This is a genomic window from Hominimerdicola aceti (genome assembly GCF_025567495.1).
Classification (GTDB): domain Bacteria; phylum Bacillota; class Clostridia; order Oscillospirales; family Ruminococcaceae; genus Hominimerdicola; species Hominimerdicola aceti.
Genome location: NZ_JAOQJZ010000003.1, coordinates 182,006 through 203,185, shown reverse-complemented (window position 1 = coordinate 203,185; position 21,180 = coordinate 182,006). Strand labels below are relative to the sequence as shown.

The following is a 21,180-nucleotide window of genomic DNA, read 5'->3' as shown; positions in this document are numbered from 1 at the left end:
ACACGGCTGAAAAAAGTATCAGCCGTGTTTTATTATGCCAATTTTTATATTTTACAGCCAAGCGCCGTAAATAGTTTCCCCTGTAAGCTCACGATATGAGCGCACTCTAAGATCCAACATATCTGCTCTCGCCTTTGCAATGACCTGTGAAGGTGAATTGTAGTTCACCACTATGGCAGGCTCGCTGTGTGATGTGTGGTCAAGCTTATCCTTGACAGCTTCTGCTACCTCATAGCCCTGTGCTTTCATTGTAGGCTTGCCCGTAACGATAGACTTGCTGTTAAGCTCCTGCGGCTTTATGACCATCACATTGTCAGACTTTAGTGTTATGTCAAACTGAAAATCAGCCGAGTCGCAATACTGACCAATGCCTATAACCGTCACCTTTGCAGTTCCAATGTTCACGTTGTCAGAGTAAACTGTTCTGTAATCAACGTCAGGAATAAGCGTTTCTCCGCCTACAAAAACGTCAAATATCTGTGTTCTCTCCTTGCCAGTGTATGACATAGAGCCACGCATATTTGTGGTACAGCCCACAACAGTGAGCTTTGTTTTTATGCTCATATCCGCACTGTCGCTTCCCTCTTGGACACTGTCAACAGTGTCAAGAAAAGCTTTCACTTTATAAACATATCTTGTTTTTGGAACAAGTCCATAGTCTGTAAATGAAGTGCCGTCGGTTACAGTTGCTATCTGCTCAAACTCTGCGTCCTCAGCGTCGGTCTTTCTGTAAACATAATAGCCGTCAGCCTGCGACACCTCGTCCCATGTTAAAGTTAGCTTATCAGAGCAGATATCCTGCGACTTTACGTTATCAGGTGCGTTCAGAAGCACTGCCGCACCGCCTGTGACGTAAACATCGCCCTTGCTGTTGTCAGCAAAGCTGTTTCCGCTTATTTTAACCTGAGATTTCTTATTAGCTTTTATTCCGTAGCCTTTATTTTTATTGCAGGTGTTGTTGAAAAACTCCACAGAAGCGCTGTTATCAGCCATAAAACCGCTAAGACCGTTTTCTTCAAGGATATTGTCAGAAGCCTTACCGCTTCCGCCAGTGAATATAAGTCCGTGATTTTTAGACTTCTTAACCGTGTTTTTTCTCACATCTGCCTTAGCTTCTTTGGTTATCTTTATGCCGTTGGAGCCTGCGGAGGTTATAGTATTGCCTGATATGGTATTTTTATCAGAACCGCCTGAAATATAAACTCCCGACACGCCTGGCTTTTTAATGGTATTTGAGCTTACCTCATTGCCTGAACCACCGCTTATATAAACGCTGTTCTGCTTTGTGCCTGTAAGCTTATTTTTGGTCACAGTCACCTGTGACGATTCACTGAGCCATATAAGATCCATGGAATAATTATATCTGTCATAGTCATAGCTTATATCGTTAGAACCTATGAAAATTCCCGAAACGTCCGTGAGCCTTACTGCCGAACCAACTGTTTTTATAGTGTTGTCTACTATCTTCACGCCCTTTACAGTGTAATTGTAATCTGGGTGTGAATTTGACTTTTCAAGCTCCTTGCCGAATATCTGGATAGCATACGGCTGGGGATAATAATATGTACCCACTACAGTTATGTCGTTGTTTCTTATTATGGTGTTGGCATTATCGTCAAGACGATCCTTTATGCCTGCATATCCTGAATTAGGCACATGGAAATTTGCATTTTCATAATCGGTCATGTACTTGAAATCTATGGCACAGCCAACGTTTTTCATAGTATTGTTTTCGATTATACATTTTTTATGATTAATAAGTACGATAGCTGTTCCGCTCATATTATAAAATGAGTTGCCTGATATAAGTGTATTAGTATAATATACACCAAGACAAGCTGAATGTGAGCCAAGACCTCTTATAAGGTCATGGAATTTGTTGTTCTTTATTACAGCATTGTCGCAAGGGGTATCATCAAAAGGCTCATACGCCGGGAAAACATCACTGTTACTTATGGTATCCAGCTGTATAGCCTCTTTCTGAAATGTTCCCGTATAACCATGAAAATCGCAATCCTCGATAGTGATGCCCTTTACACCGCCTATCTCAACATGATGACCATTGTAATTGTTTTTTATCTCAACGTTCTTTATCCAAAGGTTTTTCATGTGACCAAATCTCATATTAGAAAATGGTCTTGAAGTAGGCGAAGGGTTGCCGTCCCAACAGCCTCCTTCGATAACGATATTTCTCTCGCTGCCATATCCGCCCGCACCATTTGCCTGAGCGTTCTTTATCATACAGCCCTTGTCAAAATTTCTAACGATAGTCGCTCCGTCCTCAAGATACAGCCAAGTGTTTGAATATATCTCCAAAAGCTTGTCTATCCTGTATTTTCCTTTCGGCACAACGACCTTTATCTGCACAGAGTTGGAGCCGTTGTCAATGGCATAGTCAAGGGCTTTCTGTATCGCCTTTGAGGAGTCTTTCTTTCCCTTTTTGTCTGCGCCGAAGTCAACAACATTCACTTCAAGCGCTCCCGAATATCCGCTTATTTCCGCTCCACTGGCTTTTGTGCCGGTGATAGTGGAATAATCATAAGCAAAGCACCTTACTGTCATAAGCATAATGGCGAGTAAACACGCCGTTGCAAAGGCAATAAAGGTGCGAGTGATCTTTGTCAATTCTCATCTGTCCTTTCGTTGTCTTAGGGTTATCGCTGCTCTCTTTTTGTTCTTTTTATCTTTTTAGCAGAACATATTTTACACATATTCAATTATACCAAATCATGCCCCGTTTGTCAACCGAAAAACGTCAAAAAGACCAAAGCAATAACTCACAAAGTCAACACATGATACTTGTGCGTTATCACAACAAAAAAAACTGCGGTGAAAAATTCCACCACAGTTTTTAACAAATATGCCTTTTTATCCTAATGCCACATCAAGTATCATCATAAGCAAGAAGCCTAGCATTACGCCAACTGTTCCCATGTGACCTTCCCCAAGATGTGCTTCGGGGATAAGCTCCTCCACCACCACATAGAGCATTGCTCCTGCGGCAAAGGCAAGAAGCCACGGAAGAAGTGGTTGGATAGCACCTGCGGCAAGAACGGTGAGAAGTCCGAAAACAGGCTCAACAATTCCTGAAAGAGTGCCAAGGCCGAATGCTTTCGCCCTGCTCATGCCCGATTGCCTCAGTGGCAGTGCGATAGCCGCACCCTCCGGAAAGTTCTGTATTCCCATGCCTATGGCAAGTGCGATAGCAGAAGCCAGCAGTACCGAGCTGTCATTATGTGCCGCCAGTGCAAAGGCAAGACCCACTGCCATGCCCTCCGGGATATTGTGCAGTGTGATAGCGAAAATAAGCATTCCCGAACGCTTTAGCCCCCTGCGGACGCCCTCTTCCCTTTCAGGCTCAGGTAAAAAATAAGGCATTGCCTTGTCAAGCCCCATAAGAAACAGCACGCCTAGCGCAAAGCCGCCTGCGGCAGGTATCCAGCCTATCCTGCCGAGAGCTTCCGCCTCGTTTATGGCAGGGATAAGCAAGCTCCACACGCTTGCGGCTATCATAACGCCTGCGGCAAAGCCTAAAAAGGCTTTCTGCACCTTTTCGCTCTGCCCCTCTTTTCTCATGAAAAAGACCACAGCCGCACCTAATGTCGTCATAGAGAATGTAAAGCCCGTGCCTGCCGCAGCCCAAAGTAGACCATTCATACTATTATGTTTCCTTTCAGACAGTATTATGTCAGATACAATGACATATCTTAGTCTATGAAAAGCCTTTACGCTGTGTGAAAAAGCCTCTGACGACAAAATACATTAAATTTGTCTGAGATTTTCAGAATATGACCCGTCCCAAGTGAATATAATGTTCTCAGCAGGGCATTACAAGCCCTTTACGATCGTATGATCAGTTTATTTTTAGGAGGAAACAGACAAGATGAACACTATGGATCTTAAGCTTAACAGAGAGATGCTGTCAATGACACGGACTATCCTTGACGCCTCCTGCGAGCAGGCTGTGGAAAAGGATTTTCTGCTGCCCGACTATTATCCTGATATTTTCAGGGTACTAAAATGCGTTATCACACCAACAGTACAGAGCCATTCCATAAACGGCGGAAAGCTCAGCTTTGACATGGCAGTGCTCATAAGAGTGCTTTACATCAGCCAGAACGACAAGCGGATAAACTGCATCGAGCAGAAAATGAACTACACAAAGTCTTTCGACCTGCAAGGGGATTGCGGCGATCCTATGATATGGCTCACGCCAAAATGCGATTATGTCAACTGCCGTGTGGTAAATCAGCGCAGACTTGATATCAGGGGTGCTGTGACTATCCACGCAAATGTGACGGGCGAAGTAACTGTGCCTATAGTCACAGACGCATTCGGCTGCGGCATTCAGCTTAAAAAAGTTGCTGTTACATACCCTGCAAAACGTCTTACCGCTGCAAAGCGTATCACACTAATAGAGGAATTGCAGCTTTCTGCGGCAAAAGCCCCTGTTGGCACTATCCTGCGGACAGATTGCCGCATTATCCCACAGGAACACAAAATGATAGCAGGCAAGCTTGTGACAAAGGGCGACGCTGAGATAATGATGCTTTACTCCTGCGTAACTACCGATGGAGAAGAAACCGCTGAAACAATGCGGTTTACTCTGCCGTTCTCACAGATAATCGACATAGACGGCATTGACGATACTTTCACCGCTGACGTGAGGATAACCCCTGCGGGGTGTGATATCATACCAAAGTCTGACGATTCTGGCACACTTGAATGTGAGCTTGTGCTTCTTGTGAACTGCGTTGCCAAAAAGCTTTCCACCTGTGAGATCGTCACAGACGCATACTCCACCTGCTTTGAGTGCGAGGCTGAAAGGTGTGAAAGCAAGCTTGACAGCGAAAGCATAAAGTTATCTGACAGCCACAGTGTTACTGCAAAGCTTTCCTGCCAGGAGGGTGAGATACGCTGTGTTCACGACAGTTGGGCGACCCTTTCCAATGTGACATCAAGGCTTGACGAGGAAAAGAAAGCCTTTATCATTTCAGGAAGCGTGACGTTCTGTATTATCGGCAGAAACGAGGACGGCACTCCCCTTTATCTTGAAAACGATTCGCCTTTTGAGCATGAGATACCCATTCCGGAGAATGTCAATGGTGAGATATCCATATCCCCTGACCTGTGCATAGAAAACTGCACATACTATCTTGCAGACGAAACAACAGCGGAGCTTAAAGCCGATATCAAGATAGACGGCGAAATGACTATTCAACAGACAGGGACTATGATATCAGAGCTTAGGGTACTCACAGATAAGCCGAAAGAGAAAAATGACAAATACGCTCTGAAAATATGCTACTGCAATGAGAGCGACGATATCTGGGAGATAGCGAAAAAGTATTCAACTTCCATAACAGCCATACTTGAAGAAAACGAGCTTACCGACGATAAAATATCAAAACAGGGAATGTTGCTTATCCCATTAATGAACTAGGAGGACAGACACATGAAAAACGATATTTACACCGACATTGCCACACGGACGGGGGGCGATATCTATATAGGCGTGGTAGGCCCTGTCCGCACTGGAAAATCCACCTTTATAAAGCAATTCATGGAGCAGTTCGTTATACCGAACATTGAAAGCGACTACCGCAAGGAACGTGCCATTGACGAGCTGCCCCAGTCCTCCGCAGGCAAGACTATCATGACCACCGAGCCTAAGTTCATTCCTGAGGAAGCTGTGAACATCACCCTGGAGGGTGGAGCAAGCTTCAACGTGCGAATGATAGACTGTGTGGGCTACATAATCCCAAGCGCCATAGGCTACATAGAGAATGAAGCCCCGAGAATGGTGGTCACACCGTGGTTTGACACGGAAGTACCTTTCAACATGGCGGCTGAGGTGGGAACGCAAAAGGTCATAACAGAACATTCTACCATAGGTCTTGTGGTGACAACAGACGGCAGTATCACCGACCTGCCCCGTGAAGAATACGAGGAATGTGAGGAGCGTATAATCGACGAGCTGAAGCAGATAGGCAAGCCGTTTGTGGTGCTTATGAACACCACCGAGCCTTACTCTCAGCAGACAAAAGACCTTTGCGAACAGCTTTCCGACAAATACGGCACTACAGTTATGCCTATAAACTGTTTAGAGCTTTCGGAAAAAGAGATAAAAGAGATACTTACGCTTCTGCTATACTCTTTCCCTGTGAAAGAGATAAACATTTCAATGCCCTCATGGATAAACTCTCTTGACAAGGGTCACTGGCTGAAAGAAGCGGTTTTCGGACATATCAAGGAAGCGGCTTCGGCTGTGACAAATCTTCGTGACATTTCAGACTGTGCCGAAAAGATATGCTGCTGTGAGCAGGTATCATCTGGTTCGGTGGCTGAGATAGACCTTGGAAAAGGCTCGGCTGTCATAAAGGTGGAGCTTGACCCTGCGCTGTTTTTCAGGATAATAGGCGAAGCCACAGGGCTTGAGATAAAGGACGAAAACGACCTTATGCCGAGAATTTTGGAGCTTGTGAAGATAAAAGAGCGTTTCTCGAAATTCAGCTCTGCCCTTGATGAAATGGAAAAAACAGGCTACGGAATAGTTATGCCTGAAATGAACGAGCTGACCCTTGATGAGCCTGAGATAATAAAGCAGGGTGGAAAATACGGCGTAAGGCTCAAAGCCGCCGCACCAGCTATTCACCTGCTGAAAACCACTATCAACACTGAGGTCGCACCTATCGTCGGCTCAGAAAGGCAATCTGAGGAGCTTGTGCTTTATATGCTCAACGACTTTGAGGAATCACCTGAAAAGATATGGGAGTCAAACATTTTCGGCAAGTCACTCCACGAGCTTGTGAGCGAGGGTCTGCACACAAAGCTTTCAAAGCTTCCAGAGGACGCACGCATGAAGATAAAGGAAACTATCGAGCGCATGATAAACGAGGGCTGTTCGGGACTTATCTGTTTTATTCTCTAAGAGTTTCATAAATGAAAATAAACTGATCCACCAAAAAAGCGTTACACTGTGAAAAGTGCAACGCTTTTTATCTTGTATAAAGTGTTAATTTACACCCTCTGCAAAGCTGATCGGCACACCGAAAAGCACGCCTGCGTTAGGCTGTGAAAGGTCGCCTGTAACATCAGTTATCGCCTTTCTTGCAACATCTACCTGATCGTCTGCAACGGCAACGAAAATTGTCTTGCCCTTTTGTGCAGCGTCCTCGCCGCTGAGAATAGATCTCAGAACGCCGATCATAGGCAGATTATCCATTGTAGAAATAGATTTCGCCATTCCCACGCTGTCAATGACCGTTCCTCCTCTTATGCCTGCCTGTGCTAGCGAACGCATGATTTCGTCTACTAACTCGATTCTCTTGATAACCAAAAACAATAACTGCATTTTGATCCGTCCTTTCATCTCTTATTTCCTGAATGACGCAGCCACCCAGTCTTCTTTTTCTCTTATCTCAATAAGCTCAAAGCCCTCTGCTTTAAGCCTGTCAAGCACCTCATCTTTTCTCTGGTCGATTATACCTGAAACTATGAGCGTTCCGCCGTCTTTGATAAATCCGCCGAAAATCCCGCTCATGCCTATAAGAACATCTGCCACGATATTTGCACAAAGCAGGTCATAGCCTGTGCCTATCTGCTCCACCAGAGCCTTATCGTCTATGATATTTCCGCAGTAAGCTGTATACTTTTCTGCGCTTATATGGTTTTTCTCTGCATTTTCCTTTGCTATCTTAACAGAATTTTCGTCAACGTCCACCGCTGTTGCACTTTCAGCACCAAGGAGCAATGCGCCGATAGAAAGTATTCCGCTTCCGCACCCAAGGTCAAGTATCCTGTCGCCCTCATGGAGATTTTTCTCCACAAGCTCCAGACAAAGCTGGGTTGTGTTATGCTGACCTGTGCCGAAAGATGAGGCAGGGTCTATTTCCAGTATCTTTCTCTTTTCACCCTCAGCGACCTTTTCCCATGACGGCTTTATAAGAAGCTTTTCGCCAACGCAAAGGGGCTTGAAATACTGCTTCCAGTTGTTTGCCCAGTCCTCTTCCTTGACGTTTTTAAGCTCATATTCAAGTCTGCCGAACTCATTGTTCACGTCACGCATTTTGAGTGCTTTAAGCTCCAGCTTCATAGCTTCAAGATTTTCAAGACCCTGAGCGTTCTCAGGGAGATAAACTGTCACCGTAGTTTCACAGTTTTTTAGACCCATAAGGTCATCATCTATATAATCCCAGTTGCCGTCCTTATCATCAAGAAAGTCCTGAAAATCCTTTGCGTCCTTGATAACAAAGCCGTTTATACCCATTCCAAGCAGACTTCCCGTTACGGCTTCGATGCCTTCTGTTGTGGTATATATATCCATTTCAACCCAGTTCATAATATCAATTCCTTTCGATAATATCTTATTATAACACATTTTTGCGATTTTGTAAAGCTTTTTGACTATGATTTATTATACAAAATTAAATATTGATAATTGTATATACTTATCAAACATCAACTATAACAAGTGTAAACAAAAAGCTTCCCGTCAAAAAACGAAAAGCTTTCATGATCATTTTTTCTTATCGTAAGCGTCAAAGGCTTCCTCAACAGTGCCGTCCACCTGCACCTTGCCGTCTTTTAGGAATATCGCCCTTGTGCAAGTTTCCTCGATAGCCTTGCGTGAGTGGGAAACGAACAGTACCGTTACACCAGTGGCGATAACATCATTTATCTTGTCACGGCACTTCTTCTGAAAGTCTGCATCGCCAACGCTCAGTGCCTCGTCAACAACGAGGATATCAGGCTTGATATTTATATTGATAGCAAAGCCAAGACGCATTTTCATTCCGCTTGAATATGTTCTTACAGGTTGGTCGATATACTCTCCAAGATCTGCAAAATCAATTATATCCTGCTCTATCTCCTTTATCTGATCGTCATTAAGACCGAGTAGATAGCCCTTTAGATAGATATTTTCCATACCCGTCATATCCAGTGAAAAGCCTGCTGTAAGCTCAAGCAATGCGGCAACCTTTCCTCTTACAGTGATAGTGCCGCTGTTTGGAAAGCTTACGCCTGTTATCATTTTCAGAATGGTCGATTTTCCTGCACCGTTCTTTCCGATAATTCCCACAGACTCGCCTGGGTATATCTTGAAGCTCACACCTTTAAGGGCAGGGTGCTTCTTTACTCCCCTGTTTTTTGTGAAAATAGCCTTAAAGCGTGCCTTTTCGTTTTTATATAAAAAGTATTCTTTTTTTACGTCCAAAAATTCAATAATTGGCTCAGTCGCTTGATTTTCCATTTAAAAGTCAGTTCCTTTCAGCCTTTGTTACAGAACGTCAGGAAGTATCTTCCTGAACTTCTTATAGGTGTGCGCTCCGAGGAATATCATAAAGATAAACTCCGCATAGAACACTATCGTTTCGGTGGTATAGTTAGAATCAAAAATAAACGTGTCTGTAAGGAAGCTCTTTCTATAGCCGTTTACAAAATAGTTTATAGGGTTGAAATACATGAGTTTTCTCAGCCACAAAGGTGAGATATCATATGTGTTCCAGAATATACCTGAAAGCCAAAAAAGTCCTGTTATAACAGAGTTTATAAGATTTTCAAAATCCTTGCTGAACGCACTGAGAGGAGCAGTCATCCACGAAAGCACAAGGAAGAAAAAATACATCATCAGCGCATAATAGATAAACTGAAGATTGTAAATACTCGGTCCAAAGCCCAGACACAGCAACACCACATACATTATAGCACACAGCAAAATGTGGATATAAAGTCCCGAAAGTGAGGTAAAGGTCATGATATTTGAAACAGGGAAGGACAGCTTTGTTACAAACTGCTTGTTGCTTCTTATTGACCTCGATCCTCCAACGATACATTCTGAAATATAAAACCACGGCACATAGCCAGTGAGCATGAAAACGAACTGAGTATACTTTCCGTTAATGAAATGCACTCCACCGTTTCTTTTTAGACCTATCTCAAAGGCAAACCACAGTATAAAAAGCGTAAAGGTCGGCTTTATAAGCGCCCACAATGGGCCAAGCGCTGCGCCCTTATACTTCTTTTTCAGCTCGTTCACCGACAACATTCTTATCTGTCTGAGCTTTCCCTTATGCTCCTTCAATATCTGGGTAAGCCCGAACCAATCAAACTTTTTTCCTTCTATTTTTATCATCTCCGTCAAAAACGCTCTTTTTCCAAAGCGCTGTCGATTATTCTTTCCGTTGACCTGCCGTCGCAGGCAGACATATATTTTTCCGTGAAACGCTCCACGCCCTCATGGTCAAAGCTCTTTTCACTGTCAAGCACAGCCTGTGCAAGCTTCTCTCCCTCCGTCACCAAAGGTGCAGGCATATCTGCTTTATAATCAAGATAAAAGCTCCTGCCCTTGCTGTAGCTCTCAATATCAGGGGCAAATATCACCCACGGCTTTTTATACAGTGCATACTCGAACACAAGCGACGAATAGTCCGTCACAAGCACGTCTGCCACAGGCATGAGCCTGTTTGTAGCAATATCGCAGTTAGTCAGCCCGCTGTGAAGTCTGGGGTGCATTTTTATAATGACTTTCCAAGCCTCCCCAAGCTTTTTTTCAAGCTCTGCGGCATACTCCTCGCCCACGCAATGACAATCCAAAGCATTCCCCCTGAACGTCGGCGCATAAAGCACTATCTTCTTGCCCTTATAGTCGGGATATCTCTCAAAGAACTCACGTCTGCACTGCTCGTTGTAGCTTTCATCAAAGAACACGTCCGTACGACTGACGCCAAGGGGCTTTACGATATCTTCTTTCAGCCTGAACGCAGACACAAAAGCCTTTACGCACTCTTTACTGCTCACAGTGATAAGGTCAAAATTTCTTGTAACAGAGCCTTTGAAATGGGAAGATATATCCTCCTCGCTGTCATAGCCGAACTTTTTCAATGCTCCGCAGGAATGCCAAAGCTGAACCACTGTGGTTTCCTCACGCTTTTTGCAAGAAGTCACAGGCACAAAATAGTTGCATATGAACACAGCCCTTGCATTTGCGTAAGCTTTCATAAAGCTCATCATATATTTAAGCCCCGAGACCATTCCACAGCTTGAAAGGTCACAGTACATCTCCCTGACCTTATAGCCACGGCTTTGAAGCTCCGCTTTTATAAGTTCCATGCTCTCAGGAGTAGAAACGCTGTTAAGGTCTGCAAGGATAACGAGCTTTTTGTCTATATCCTTTTTCTTTGACAGCTTGTAGCACAGCGGCAAAAGCGTTTTTTGCAGTGCTGATTTTATGTGCTGTCTTATTATACGTTTGCGGCTCTCCATTATCCCCTAAGAAACCTCTTATATATCTTGCCTGTCAGCGATTTCGGCATTATGAAAATGAAAAACTGAAAAGTGCATGGAACAATAAAGTCCCACAGGTTTGAATATCCCATACGGAATATCTTCCACCTGACATTCACAAAGGACTTTGTGTTCGCCCAGTTTCTTCTTCTCTCATAATTGTTCGCCGTAACTCTGTACATCACAAGCGTTTTGTCAAGATTTATTCCCCTTGCGCCGTCCGCAAGCATTTTCACCACGAACTCATAGTCCTCACAGCGTTTTATATTGCTGTAACCTCCCACGCTCAAAGCACGGGATTTCTTATAAACAAGGGTCTGATTATTGAACGGATTTCTCCGCCTTGCATATTTGTGTATCTCTTTATTGGTCAGTGGTGTTTTCTTTGTGGCTATCACTTCGCCCGTCTGACTGTCGAACTCGTCTATATAAGCCCCAAGCATATCTATCTCAGGGTGCTTCGCCATAGCATAAAGCGACCTTTCACAGCGGTCAGGCTTAGCGATATCGTCAGAGTCCATTTTGACTATATACTCATTTTTGCAGGCGTCTATACCCCTGTTAGCGCATCTTCCTGTGCCAACATTCTCCTTGAGCCTTATGGGGTGAAAGCACTCGTAATTCTCCTCATAGTAGTCTACTACCTCGTCAAGCTCCTTTGTGAGCTTTCCATCGCACACAAGCACAAAATCGTTCGTCACATAGGTCTGTGACAGCATACTCTCGATACTTGTCCTGAGATGTTCAGGCTTCTCTCCTGCATAAACAGACATAAGCACGCTGTATTCAGGCAACTCCACATTTTTCACTACCATAGCGCACCGTCCTTTTTTCATTCTGTCAAAATTATCCCCACAAATCTGTAAGCTATTCCATTATACCATTAAAACCGCTGTTTGTCAACGCAGGCGGGGCTTAACTTTCCCCAAAATCAACAATAAAATGTTGAAAAAATAGCGCATTTAAGCAACAAAAGGCAAATAAAAAATGAAAGAAGGAGCGTATTGCACTAAGATCGATTATAGCACACTTAATAGTAATTTGAAAAGAGGCATTTTATCAAAAATAAGTTGGAGCCTTAACGATCGCAATAAATACTATGGATATTTCATAGGTCATAACGAGAAATGCTATTGTCAATATAGCTTTATACATTTCTCTCAAATATTTTAAGTGAAATTATATAAAACAACTCCTGAAAGAGCTTATCAAAATTTAAAGAACCAGAAGATTTTTCCTCCATATGGATTTTTCTTGCTGATCAACATTGCAGAAACTGCATGAACTAATAAAAACATACCGCTTATGATCGTCATTACTAATTCAAACTGTGATAAGACTGACATAGAATTATCATTATAACCTATATAAACGTTCTTGCTACCCAGAATAATGCAATTTCCCTCGTACCAGAACACATCGGTGCCATTTACCGGCGAATTCGCCTTGATCTGCAACACCGTATAGGTTGACCGAATGCCTTTCCCATAATGTGATTTGTAATTTCTGACACCGTTTCCGCTATGTACCTTGACATGCTGGGAGCTCTGTCGAGAATTTTGATATGTTACATTTCCTGTTGTATGATTTTTCTCACAGGCATATCCAACCACTTGCGTCATACCAGCCACAAAGAAAATCAAAGCAACTACAAGTGCTAAGATCTCAGCCGTATAAAGTGCATTCACCAATTTGTTCCTAGTGGCTATCTCCTCATCACTACTCCACGGTTTATTATGGAAATTGCGAATTGCAGATGGTAACAGGCAAATTGCACCAACCACCCCCAGCAAGGATAAAATCAAACATATAAGTACTGGCATCCTTGTTCCGATAACCAAGTCTGCGTTCACACCCTGTTTTGTCGATTCATCCATAAACATGATGTTACCACTTACCAACACACTTTCATCTGGTTTTAGATGAGACTTGTTTCCTGGATAATAATAATGGAAAAATATCGTTCCTCCATCCTCTCTGGCTCCATCTACCTTTAATACTGCATAACCGCCAGTCCCATGCTTGTCCGCATCCACAACCGTTGCTGACACTGCATTCGACGAAAGCAAAGAGAATCTCGGCACACAATAAAACGCAGTCATAGCAAACAAAATGACACAAACGATGGCAATCACCATTTTTGAAACATTCTTTTTATAAGTCATATACATTCCTCCTGTTTCTCTGTTTCTTTGTCACTGCTATTATTTTCCACATCAGCATTTTCCATATCCTTCGTTTTTATTCTATTATAATGTTAAGTGAATGTTTCCACGATTCCTAGAGAATCATATTATTTATGTTTTATTATAGCATAAAATTGTTAAAAATCAAAGCAGAAAAGAGCAAGTTTTGCAAAAAAAGGACGGCATTTTACTGCCGTCCTTTGTAACAAGACCTTATCCGTCACTTTATGACCTTAGCGCATATCTTTTCGTAATTGTCTATCTTATAGTTGAGTCTGTCGATAGTCGCAGCTATCTCAGTCTGCTTTTCAAGGAGATCTTTTCTCTGCTCGATAAGCAGATTTTTTCTTGCCTCGATAGTGCTGTCGCCCTGCTGATACAAAGCAACATACTCGATAAGGGCTTCTATTTGCAGACCTGCGCCTCTCATGCACTTTATGAACTCTATCCAATTGCATGAGCTTTCATCATAGTCCCTAAGACCGCTTTTCGTTCTTGGCACAGGCGGAATAAGTCCTATACGCTCATAGTATCTCAGTGTATCGGGTGTAAGCCCGTATTTCTCACTAACTTCAGAAATAGTCATAGCTTTACCTCTCTATTAAAGTGCATTATACTGCTCGTCTGAAACAGGCTCGCACCACTCGTTCGATGCACCCTCGGCAGGTATCTCAAGAGCAACGTGCGTGAACCACTCGTCCTTTGTTGCACCGTGCCAATGCTTTATCTCCGGAGCAATGTAAACAACATCACCAGGGTGTAGCTTTCTTGCAGGCTGACCCCATTCCTGATACCAGCCCTCGCCATCTGTACAAAGAATTATCTGTCCGCCCTTGTGGTGGATATGCCAGTTATTTCTGCACTTTGGCTCAAAGGTAACGTTAAAAACGCCTACGCCCTTGACATTCAGCGGTTTAAGATAGCTGTTACCTATAAAATACTGAGCAAAGTTCACATTTGGCTCGCCAAGACCAAAAAGCGAGTCTGAACAGCCGTCCTTTTCCTCAGCATACGCTTCCCTTACCATTGGAAAGACAGCCCAAGCGTTAGGCCAGCCAACATAAAATGCGGCGTGAGTGATGATCTCCACCATTTCTGTCTTTGTTACTCCGTGATTTTTAGCGTTCTCTATATGATATTTGATAGAATTGTCTGTAATGCCCTTTGCCATAAGAGCTGTTACCGTAACGATACAACGGTCTCTCAGTGAGAGCTTGTCCTCTCTTGACCATACCTCGCCGAAAAGAACGTCATCATTAAGCTCTGCGAATTTAGGTGCAAGGTCGCCAAGACTATTTCTGCCTGCTGTCTGTTTTACTGCCATGGTAATTACCTCCTGGAGTTTTATTTATTGATTACATTTTACCACCTGGAGTTAGCTCCAAGTCAAGACCTTTTCTATAAAATCGTCGATATGCACAAATCGTCATGCAAAATTTGTTATCACCGACAATAGCTTAACGCTAGTCCGACACATTAAGAAAATCTTATGAAACAGTTAAGATAATACTCGTGCGAAAGCTTCTTTAATATGGTATCATTGATACAGCAAAAGCAAAGGAGCGGTCATTATGACAAATAAAAACAAAAAGCATATCGTAATTGCCACCACAATTATTATTTTGGTTGTGGCATTACTTATATACAGATATTACATTCCTGATATGAAGTCCAAGAAGCAGTTCACCCCTGCCGCAGTGGAATACACCTATGACGACAGCGTGACCTCATCTCAGCTTGCGGAGTATAATGCCCGGCAGGACTGGCAGCTCACATTGGTGAACAATGACACGCCTATATGCGAGAATTGCTCAGTGATACTCACCGCCCTTGACAATGGTCAGGCAGTGGACTGCCGCATTTACCCACAGCTTCAGAAAATGTTTGATGACGCACGCTCGCAGGGGATATATCCAACTATCACATCATCGTTCCGCACCGCAGAGGATCAGCAGGACATACTTAAGAGCAAATATGAACACTATCAGAAAATAGGCTACAGCGACAAAAAGGCGAAAGCCTATGCGGAAGAATGGGTGGCGATGCCCGGCACAAGCGAACACGAGCTTGGTCTGTGTGTCGATATCGCAAGCGGTGACAGTAGAGTTACAAATCAGGAAGTATGGGATTGGCTCGCCAAAAACAGCTACAAATATGGCTTTATAGAGCGTTACACAGCCGAAAAGCAGGATATTACCGGCATTATTCCAGAAGAATGGCACTACAGATATGTTGGCGAAAAGGCGGCAAAGGAAATGTATGAAAATGACCTCTGCCTTGAAGAATATTTACAGAATGTGTCATAAAAATGAAATTATGTACCCATTGTTTGATATGTAATACTGCGGGCGAACGCTGTTCGCCCCTACCACTTATTGATATGCGATTTTATGTATGGGCGACCTGAGGTCGCCCACTAATTATTTTCTTTGCAACATTCACAGCACTGTATCACCCACCGATACAGTGCTTTTATTTTGCAAACTGATTTTTGAGTATCCTAAGCATATCCTTTGCCTGCTGTTCAAGCTGCGACCTGAGATAATAAACACCGAAAGATATATCTTTCACACCTTTTATTGGTATCGCTTTTAGCGGACCTTTGTAAGCGTCCCCTATGGCGGGGAAAATCATAAACCCCAGCCCCGCTTCCGCCATTGCAACTGCGCTTTCATAATCTCCACAGAATATTATCTTATCCACCTTGCCGTTCGCAAGTATCCTGTGCTGCAAGGCAAATATCTCGTCAGGACAGGTGTGGCGCTCTATAAAAATAGGTCTGCCTGAGATATCGTCCACATCAAGGCTATCCGCCTTTGCAAGAGGGTGATCTTTCTGGCAAAGGCACATAAACTGACAGCGGCAAAGCTCCACATAGTCAAAAGGCTGTTTATGAGGACTTTTAAAAGACAGCAAAAGCTGTATTTTCTGATCTTTGAGCTGATTGTCTATAGACTTGAACGGAGTAAGATCTATATACGGCAAAAGATCATCATAAAGCCTGGACATTTCTCTTAGGGCAGGAGTCAAAACGTTCAGCTCCGCCTGATTGTGACAGCCTATGCTTATCCTTACAGGTTCGTCCTCAAGCTTTTCTGACAGCCTGAATTTTGCTGAGCCTGCTATTTTAAGTATCTGCTCTGCGTCTGAAATAAACATTATACCCTCTCTTGTGAGCGAAACGCTCTTGCTCGTTCGCACGAAAAGCTTCACCCCTAGCTCGTCCTCCAAAGAACCTATCTGGTGGCTCACCGCAGGCTGAGTGATGCTCACAGATTCCGCCGCCTTGGAAAAGTTAAGATACTGCGCCACAGCCAAAAAGCACTCCAATTGTACAGTATTCACAAAAACCGCCCCTTTATGTTTGTTTATTTCCGCAAATTGTTTCGTTTGGTAAACAATTCTTAATAAAAATTAAATTTGATAGCAATCTATAAAATTCTTTTATTAATTATAACATATTTGTATTTCACTTTCAAGTAAAAGTGTGATATTATTAATTAAAGCAAAATGTTAGGCGCAAAAATGTAAGGAGGCGAACAATTTGGCGGATAACAGAAAAAAGAACATTCTGCGGTATTCCAAATACATTCATCTGAAAATAGAATGCGAGATAAACACCATGCTCGCAGGCAAGGGTATAACCGCCGCTCAGAGCCATGTGCTTATGTACATAATGGAACATAATGGCGAGCCTGTTTTCTCAACGGCGATACACCACGATCTGAATATTTCCCGTGCGACGGTATCAGGGCTTATAAAAAAGCTCCGTGCAGGAGGATATCTCTCCTATGAGGGCAGTGATGATGACGAGCGTCACAAGAAGATAATAGCAACCGAGAAAGCCTATACCCTCCAGCAGGACATTTGCGACTGTCTTAAAAAGATAGAAACAATGGCTTTCCGTAATTTTACAGATCAGGAGCTTGACGAAATGGAACGGCTCCAGAAAAAAATGATAGACAATACAATATAAAAATAAGCGAGAGGAGGGATCTGGCTTGAAAGAAATACTAGCACAGATCAAACAGTACAAGAAGGACTCCATTCTGACCCCTGTCTTTACCGCACTTGAGGTCTTTATGGAAATGCTTCTGCCTTTTATAATGGCGAAGATAATCGACGACGGCATTGAAAAAGGCAACATGACAAACGTTTATATTTTCGGTGGCGTAATGGTAGTGGCGGCAATGGTCAGCCTGCTTTCGGGCTTTCTTGCAGGAAAATATGCGGCTTCGGCTTCATCAGGCTTTGCCTGCAATCTTCGTGAAGCTATCTACCGCAAGGTGCAGACCTATTCGTTCTCAAACATCGACAAATTCAGCACCGCAGGTCTTGTAACAAGAATGACAACTGACGTTACAAACGTTCAGAACGCATACCAAATGATAATCCGTATCGCAGTGAGAGCGCCGCTGATGCTCATCTGCTCAATGGCAATGTGCTTTGCAGTAAGCGGCTCAATGAGCACCATATTCCTTGCAGCTATCGTTCTTCTTGGCATAGTTCTTGGAATCATCGTTAAAAAGACGATGAAAGTTTTCACAGAGGCTTTCAAAAAGTATGACGACCTTAACGCAAGCATACAGGAAAACGTATCGGCTATCAGAGTTGTAAAGGCATATGTAAGAGAGGACTTCGAGCAGAAGAAATTCAAGAAAGCCTCAGGCAATCTCTATAAGATGTTCGTAAAGGCTGAGAGCCTTATCGCACTGAACAGCCCTGTTATGATGTTCGTTATCTACTCCTGCATAATGCTCATAAGCTGGCTTGGCGCAAAGAATGTTGTTGCAGGCACTATGAAAACAGGCGAGCTTTCATCTGTTTTTACATATGTTATCTCCGCCATGATGTCACTTATGATGCTCTCTACGATATTCGTTATGATATCAATGAGTACAGCAAGTATCAGACGTATCTCAGAGATACTCAAGGAAACACCTGATCTTCACAACGGTGAGAACCCAGCAAAGGATATGAAAGACGGCTCTGTTGACTTCAACAATGTAAGCTTCTCATACAAGCATGGAAGCGGAAAAATGGTGCTTAACAATATCGACCTGCACATCAAGTCCGGCGAAACTATCGGCATCATAGGCTCAACAGGCTGCGGAAAAACAAGCCTTGTAAATCTTATCAGCCGTCTTTATGACGTTGACGACGGTTCTGTGTGCGTTGGCGGCAAGGACGTAAGAGATTACGATATGGAATATCTGAGAAATCAGGTTTCTGTAGTATTGCAGAAAAACGTGCTTTTCTCAGGCACTATCCTTGACAACCTACGCTGGGGCAGCGAAAACGCCACAGACGCCGAGTGTATCGAAGCCTGTGAGGCTGCCTGCGCTGACGAGTTCATTGAACGCTTTCCTGAAAAGTATGAAACTTATATCGAACAGGGCGGCACAAACGTATCAGGCGGACAGAAGCAGCGACTTTGTATTGCAAGAGCGCTTCTGAAAAAGCCAAAGGTTCTTATCCTTGACGACTCCACAAGCGCAGTAGACACTGCAACAGACGCAAAGATAAGAGCGGCATTCGCAAAGTCTATCCCAGGCACAACAAAGTTCATTATCGCACAGAGGATCTCAAGCGTCCAGGACGCCGACAGGATAATAGTTCTTGACGGTGGCAGAGTAAACGGCTTTGACACACACGAAAAGCTTGTTGAAACAAACGAGATATACCGTGAGATATATGAATCTCAGGTAAAGGGCGGCGGAGATTTCGACGTTCAGTCAGCAGGAAAGGAGGAAGCTTAAATGCCTAAGCCAATGAATAAAGAAATGGGCGGCAAGCCTAAAATGTCAGGCGACCAGATGAAAGTCCTCGGCAGAGTAATGAAATATATGCTCAAAAACTATAAATTCTCATTTATAATAGTTGTGGCGTGCATACTTATTCAGGCTGTCACCACACTTGCGGGAATGATGTTCATGCAGTCACTTGTTGATGACTACATCACACCGATGCTAAAGACCTCCAGCCATGATTTTTCACCTCTTGCAAAGGCTCTCGGCGGTCTTGCAGTAGTATACGTTGTGGGCATTGCGGCTTCATACGCATACAACAGGATAATGGTAAACATCGGTCAGGGTACGCTGAGAAACATAAGAGATGATCTGTTTCTCAACATGGAAACACTTCCTATCAAGTATTTTGACACACACCCGCATGGCGACATCATGTCAGTATACACAAATGACGTTGATACTCTCAGACAGTTTATCAGCCAGAGCATACCTCAGCTTATAAACTCTCTTGCAACACTTATATCCACCCTCGTTTCCATGATAATCCTCAACATTCCTCTTACCATACTCTCTATCGCAATGGCATTTGTAATGGTAAAGGTGACCAACGATCTCGCTTCAAAGTCAGGAGCGCACTTTGCGGCTCAGCAGCGTGACCTTGGCGCAGTTGACGGCTTTATCGAAGAAATGCTTGACGGACAGAAAGTAGTAAAGGTGTTCTGTCACGAGGATAAGGCAATAGAAGACTTTGTAAAGATAAATGACAAGCTGAGAGTCAGTGCAAACGAAGCTAACAAGTACGCTAATATCATGATGCCGATAAACGCAAATATCGGAAACCTCAGCTATGTGCTTTGTGCCATTGTGGGAGCTATCCTTGCCATAAACGGCTATGCAGGTCTTACCCTCGGCACTATCGTAACATTTGTATCCCTTAACAAGAACTTCACACAGCCTATCACACAGATAAGCCAGCAAATGGCATTCGTTGTTCAGGCTACCGCAGGCGCAGGCAGAGTGTTTGACCTCCTCGACCAGAAGCCTGAAACAGACGAGGGCTATGTTGAGTTCGTTAATGCAAAATACAACCAGAATGGTGAGCTTGAAGAATGCAAAGAGCGTACAGGCATATGGGCTTGGAAGCATCGTCATCAGGCTGACGGCACTGTTGACTACAAGAAAATGGAGGGCGAGGTCGTATTTGACGGTGTTGACTTCGGATATGACGACAGCAAGATCGTTCTTCATGACGTAAAGCTTTTTGCAAAGCCTGGTCAGAAGATAGCTTTTGTTGGCTCAACAGGCGCAGGAAAGACAACTATCACAAATCTTATCAACCGCTTTTATGACATTCAGGACGGCAAGATACGCTATGACGGAATAAACATTACAAAGATAAAGAAGCCTGCTCTGAGAAAAACTCTCGGCATAGTTTTGCAGGACACACACCTTTTCACAGGCACAGTAATGGAAAATATCCGCTACGGCAACCTTGACGCCACCGACGAGGAATGTATGGCAGCCGCAAGGCTTGCAAACGCAAACGGCTTTATAGAAAGACTTCCTGACGGCTACAACACTGTTCTCACAGGTGACGGCTCTAACCTTTCACAGGGTCAGCGTCAGCTCATAGCCATTGCAAGAGCGGCAGTCGGCGATCCTCCTGTTCTTATCCTTGACGAGGCTACCTCCTCTATCGACACAAGAACAGAGAGTCTTGTTCAGGCAGGCATGGACGCTCTCATGCAGGGCAGAACAACATTCGTTATCGCCCACAGACTTTCAACTGTCAGAAACTCAGACTGCATAATGGTACTTGAGCAGGGCAGGATAATCGAGCGTGGCACACATGACGAGCTTATTGCCAAAAAGGGCAAGTATTATCAGCTCTACACAGGAAACTTCGCAGAAGAAACAGCATAAAAGGGGCTATTCCGCCCAAAGAAAAACGCCACGGA

General features: G+C 43.7%; 18 protein-coding genes. 6 read left to right on the top strand and 12 right to left on the bottom strand.

All coding sequences use genetic code 11. The features are described 5' to 3' along the window. Positions 1-51 precede the first annotated feature (51 nt). Together OCV57_RS04540 and OCV57_RS04535 are read right to left on the bottom strand one after the other, a co-directional pair. The gene (locus tag OCV57_RS04540) at positions 52-2,625 is read right to left on the bottom strand and encodes a right-handed parallel beta-helix repeat-containing protein (protein ID WP_267300594.1); all 2,574 of its coding nucleotides are present in this window, start codon (positions 2,623-2,625) and stop codon (positions 52-54) included. A gap of 243 nt (positions 2,626-2,868) precedes the next feature. Continuing rightward, positions 2,869-3,657, bottom strand: a complete 789-nt coding sequence (locus OCV57_RS04535) for a ZIP family metal transporter (protein WP_038670822.1) — start codon at positions 3,655-3,657, stop codon at positions 2,869-2,871. A gap of 226 nt (positions 3,658-3,883) precedes the next feature. Between OCV57_RS04535 and OCV57_RS04530 the strand changes: the two genes are divergently transcribed. Together OCV57_RS04530 and spoIVA are read left to right on the top strand one after the other, a co-directional pair. After that, positions 3,884-5,443, top strand: coding sequence for a DUF3794 and LysM peptidoglycan-binding domain-containing protein (locus OCV57_RS04530; RefSeq protein WP_267300593.1), 1,560 nt, complete (start codon positions 3,884-3,886; stop codon positions 5,441-5,443). A 12-nt stretch (positions 5,444-5,455) separates the two neighbouring features. Then, on the top strand, positions 5,456-6,931 hold the full coding sequence (gene spoIVA, locus OCV57_RS04525) for a stage IV sporulation protein A (protein ID WP_267300591.1): 1,476 nt from the start codon (positions 5,456-5,458) through the stop codon (positions 6,929-6,931). Positions 6,932-7,015: 84 nt separating this feature from the next. On the opposite strand, the gene OCV57_RS04520 is transcribed toward spoIVA, so the two are convergent. From OCV57_RS04520 to OCV57_RS04480, 9 genes are all read right to left on the bottom strand, one after another. Further along, on the bottom strand, positions 7,016-7,354 hold the full coding sequence (locus OCV57_RS04520) for a hypothetical protein (protein ID WP_022288482.1): 339 nt from the start codon (positions 7,352-7,354) through the stop codon (positions 7,016-7,018). Positions 7,355-7,375: 21 nt separating this feature from the next. Then, entirely contained in the window at positions 7,376-8,341 is a 966-nt protein-coding gene (gene prmA, locus OCV57_RS04515; protein ID WP_267300590.1) for a 50S ribosomal protein L11 methyltransferase, read from the bottom strand. A gap of 177 nt (positions 8,342-8,518) precedes the next feature. Next, positions 8,519-9,253 (bottom strand): ABC transporter ATP-binding protein, encoded by a 735-nt coding sequence (locus tag OCV57_RS04510; protein WP_038670818.1) that lies wholly within the window; start codon positions 9,251-9,253, stop codon positions 8,519-8,521. A gap of 27 nt (positions 9,254-9,280) precedes the next feature. Further along, positions 9,281-10,135 carry an ABC transporter permease gene (locus OCV57_RS04505; protein ID WP_147337897.1) on the bottom strand — a complete coding sequence of 285 codons (855 nt, stop codon included), beginning with the start codon at positions 10,133-10,135 and terminating at the stop codon, positions 9,281-9,283. 5 nt (positions 10,136-10,140) lie between these two features. Further along, entirely contained in the window at positions 10,141-11,265 is a 1,125-nt protein-coding gene (locus OCV57_RS04500) for a CDP-glycerol glycerophosphotransferase family protein (RefSeq protein ID WP_267300588.1), read from the bottom strand. Continuing rightward, positions 11,265-12,101, bottom strand: coding sequence for a glycosyltransferase (locus OCV57_RS04495; protein ID WP_267300587.1), 837 nt, complete (start codon positions 12,099-12,101; stop codon positions 11,265-11,267). Before OCV57_RS04495 ends, OCV57_RS04500 begins: the two co-directional genes overlap by 1 nt. A 393-nt stretch (positions 12,102-12,494) precedes the next feature. Beyond that, positions 12,495-13,451 carry a hypothetical protein gene (locus OCV57_RS04490; RefSeq protein ID WP_267300585.1) on the bottom strand — a complete coding sequence of 319 codons (957 nt, stop codon included), beginning with the start codon at positions 13,449-13,451 and terminating at the stop codon, positions 12,495-12,497. 241 nt (positions 13,452-13,692) lie between these two features. Next, entirely contained in the window at positions 13,693-14,058 is a 366-nt protein-coding gene (locus OCV57_RS04485) for a MerR family transcriptional regulator (RefSeq protein WP_038670807.1), read from the bottom strand. 15 nt (positions 14,059-14,073) lie between these two features. After that, the gene (locus OCV57_RS04480; RefSeq protein ID WP_256322004.1) at positions 14,074-14,796 is read right to left on the bottom strand and encodes a carboxymuconolactone decarboxylase family protein; all 723 of its coding nucleotides are present in this window, start codon (positions 14,794-14,796) and stop codon (positions 14,074-14,076) included. Positions 14,797-15,043: 247 nt separating this feature from the next. Here OCV57_RS04480 and OCV57_RS04475 point away from each other — a divergent pair, with 247 nt between their 5' ends. Then, positions 15,044-15,778, top strand: coding sequence for a M15 family metallopeptidase (locus OCV57_RS04475; RefSeq protein ID WP_267300584.1), 735 nt, complete (start codon positions 15,044-15,046; stop codon positions 15,776-15,778). 166 nt (positions 15,779-15,944) lie between these two features. Here the strand turns inward: OCV57_RS04475 and OCV57_RS04470 are convergent, their stop codons facing one another. Beyond that, entirely contained in the window at positions 15,945-16,817 is an 873-nt protein-coding gene (locus tag OCV57_RS04470; protein ID WP_267300583.1) for a LysR family transcriptional regulator, read from the bottom strand. Between the two features lie 199 nt (positions 16,818-17,016). Between OCV57_RS04470 and OCV57_RS04465 the strand changes: the two genes are divergently transcribed. From OCV57_RS04465 to OCV57_RS04455, 3 genes are read left to right on the top strand one after another with little or no spacing between them, the layout of a single operon-like run. Further along, positions 17,017-17,448 (top strand): MarR family winged helix-turn-helix transcriptional regulator, encoded by a 432-nt coding sequence (locus OCV57_RS04465; RefSeq protein ID WP_022288492.1) that lies wholly within the window; start codon positions 17,017-17,019, stop codon positions 17,446-17,448. A 25-nt stretch (positions 17,449-17,473) separates the two neighbouring features. Next, the gene (locus OCV57_RS04460; RefSeq protein ID WP_267300581.1) at positions 17,474-19,231 is read left to right on the top strand and encodes an ABC transporter ATP-binding protein; all 1,758 of its coding nucleotides are present in this window, start codon (positions 17,474-17,476) and stop codon (positions 19,229-19,231) included. Next, entirely contained in the window at positions 19,232-21,145 is a 1,914-nt protein-coding gene (locus OCV57_RS04455) for an ABC transporter ATP-binding protein (RefSeq protein WP_394804268.1), read from the top strand. The last annotated feature ends 35 nt before the right edge of the window (positions 21,146-21,180 follow it).

Coding starts and splice junctions, on each gene's coding strand:
- OCV57_RS04475 (WP_267300584.1), top strand. CDS start 15,044: ATGACAAATAAAAACAAAAAGCATATCGTAATTGCCACCACAATTATT.
- OCV57_RS04500 (WP_267300588.1), bottom strand. CDS start 11,265: ATGGAGAGCCGCAAACGTATAATAAGACAGCACATAAAATCAGCACTG.
- OCV57_RS04510 (WP_038670818.1), bottom strand. CDS start 9,253: ATGGAAAATCAAGCGACTGAGCCAATTATTGAATTTTTGGACGTAAAA.
- OCV57_RS04520 (WP_022288482.1), bottom strand. CDS start 7,354: ATGCAGTTATTGTTTTTGGTTATCAAGAGAATCGAGTTAGTAGACGAA.
- OCV57_RS04490 (WP_267300585.1), bottom strand. CDS start 13,451: ATGACTTATAAAAAGAATGTTTCAAAAATGGTGATTGCCATCGTTTGT.
- OCV57_RS04495 (WP_267300587.1), bottom strand. CDS start 12,101: ATGGTAGTGAAAAATGTGGAGTTGCCTGAATACAGCGTGCTTATGTCT.
- OCV57_RS04535 (WP_038670822.1), bottom strand. CDS start 3,657: ATGAATGGTCTACTTTGGGCTGCGGCAGGCACGGGCTTTACATTCTCT.
- OCV57_RS04485 (WP_038670807.1), bottom strand. CDS start 14,058: ATGACTATTTCTGAAGTTAGTGAGAAATACGGGCTTACACCCGATACA.
- OCV57_RS04505 (WP_147337897.1), bottom strand. CDS start 10,135: ATGATAAAAATAGAAGGAAAAAAGTTTGATTGGTTCGGGCTTACCCAG.
- OCV57_RS04480 (WP_256322004.1), bottom strand. CDS start 14,796: ATGGCAGTAAAACAGACAGCAGGCAGAAATAGTCTTGGCGACCTTGCA.
- OCV57_RS04455 (WP_394804268.1), top strand. CDS start 19,232: ATGCCTAAGCCAATGAATAAAGAAATGGGCGGCAAGCCTAAAATGTCA.
- spoIVA (WP_267300591.1), top strand. CDS start 5,456: ATGAAAAACGATATTTACACCGACATTGCCACACGGACGGGGGGCGAT.
- OCV57_RS04530 (WP_267300593.1), top strand. CDS start 3,884: ATGAACACTATGGATCTTAAGCTTAACAGAGAGATGCTGTCAATGACA.
- prmA (WP_267300590.1), bottom strand. CDS start 8,341: ATGAACTGGGTTGAAATGGATATATATACCACAACAGAAGGCATCGAA.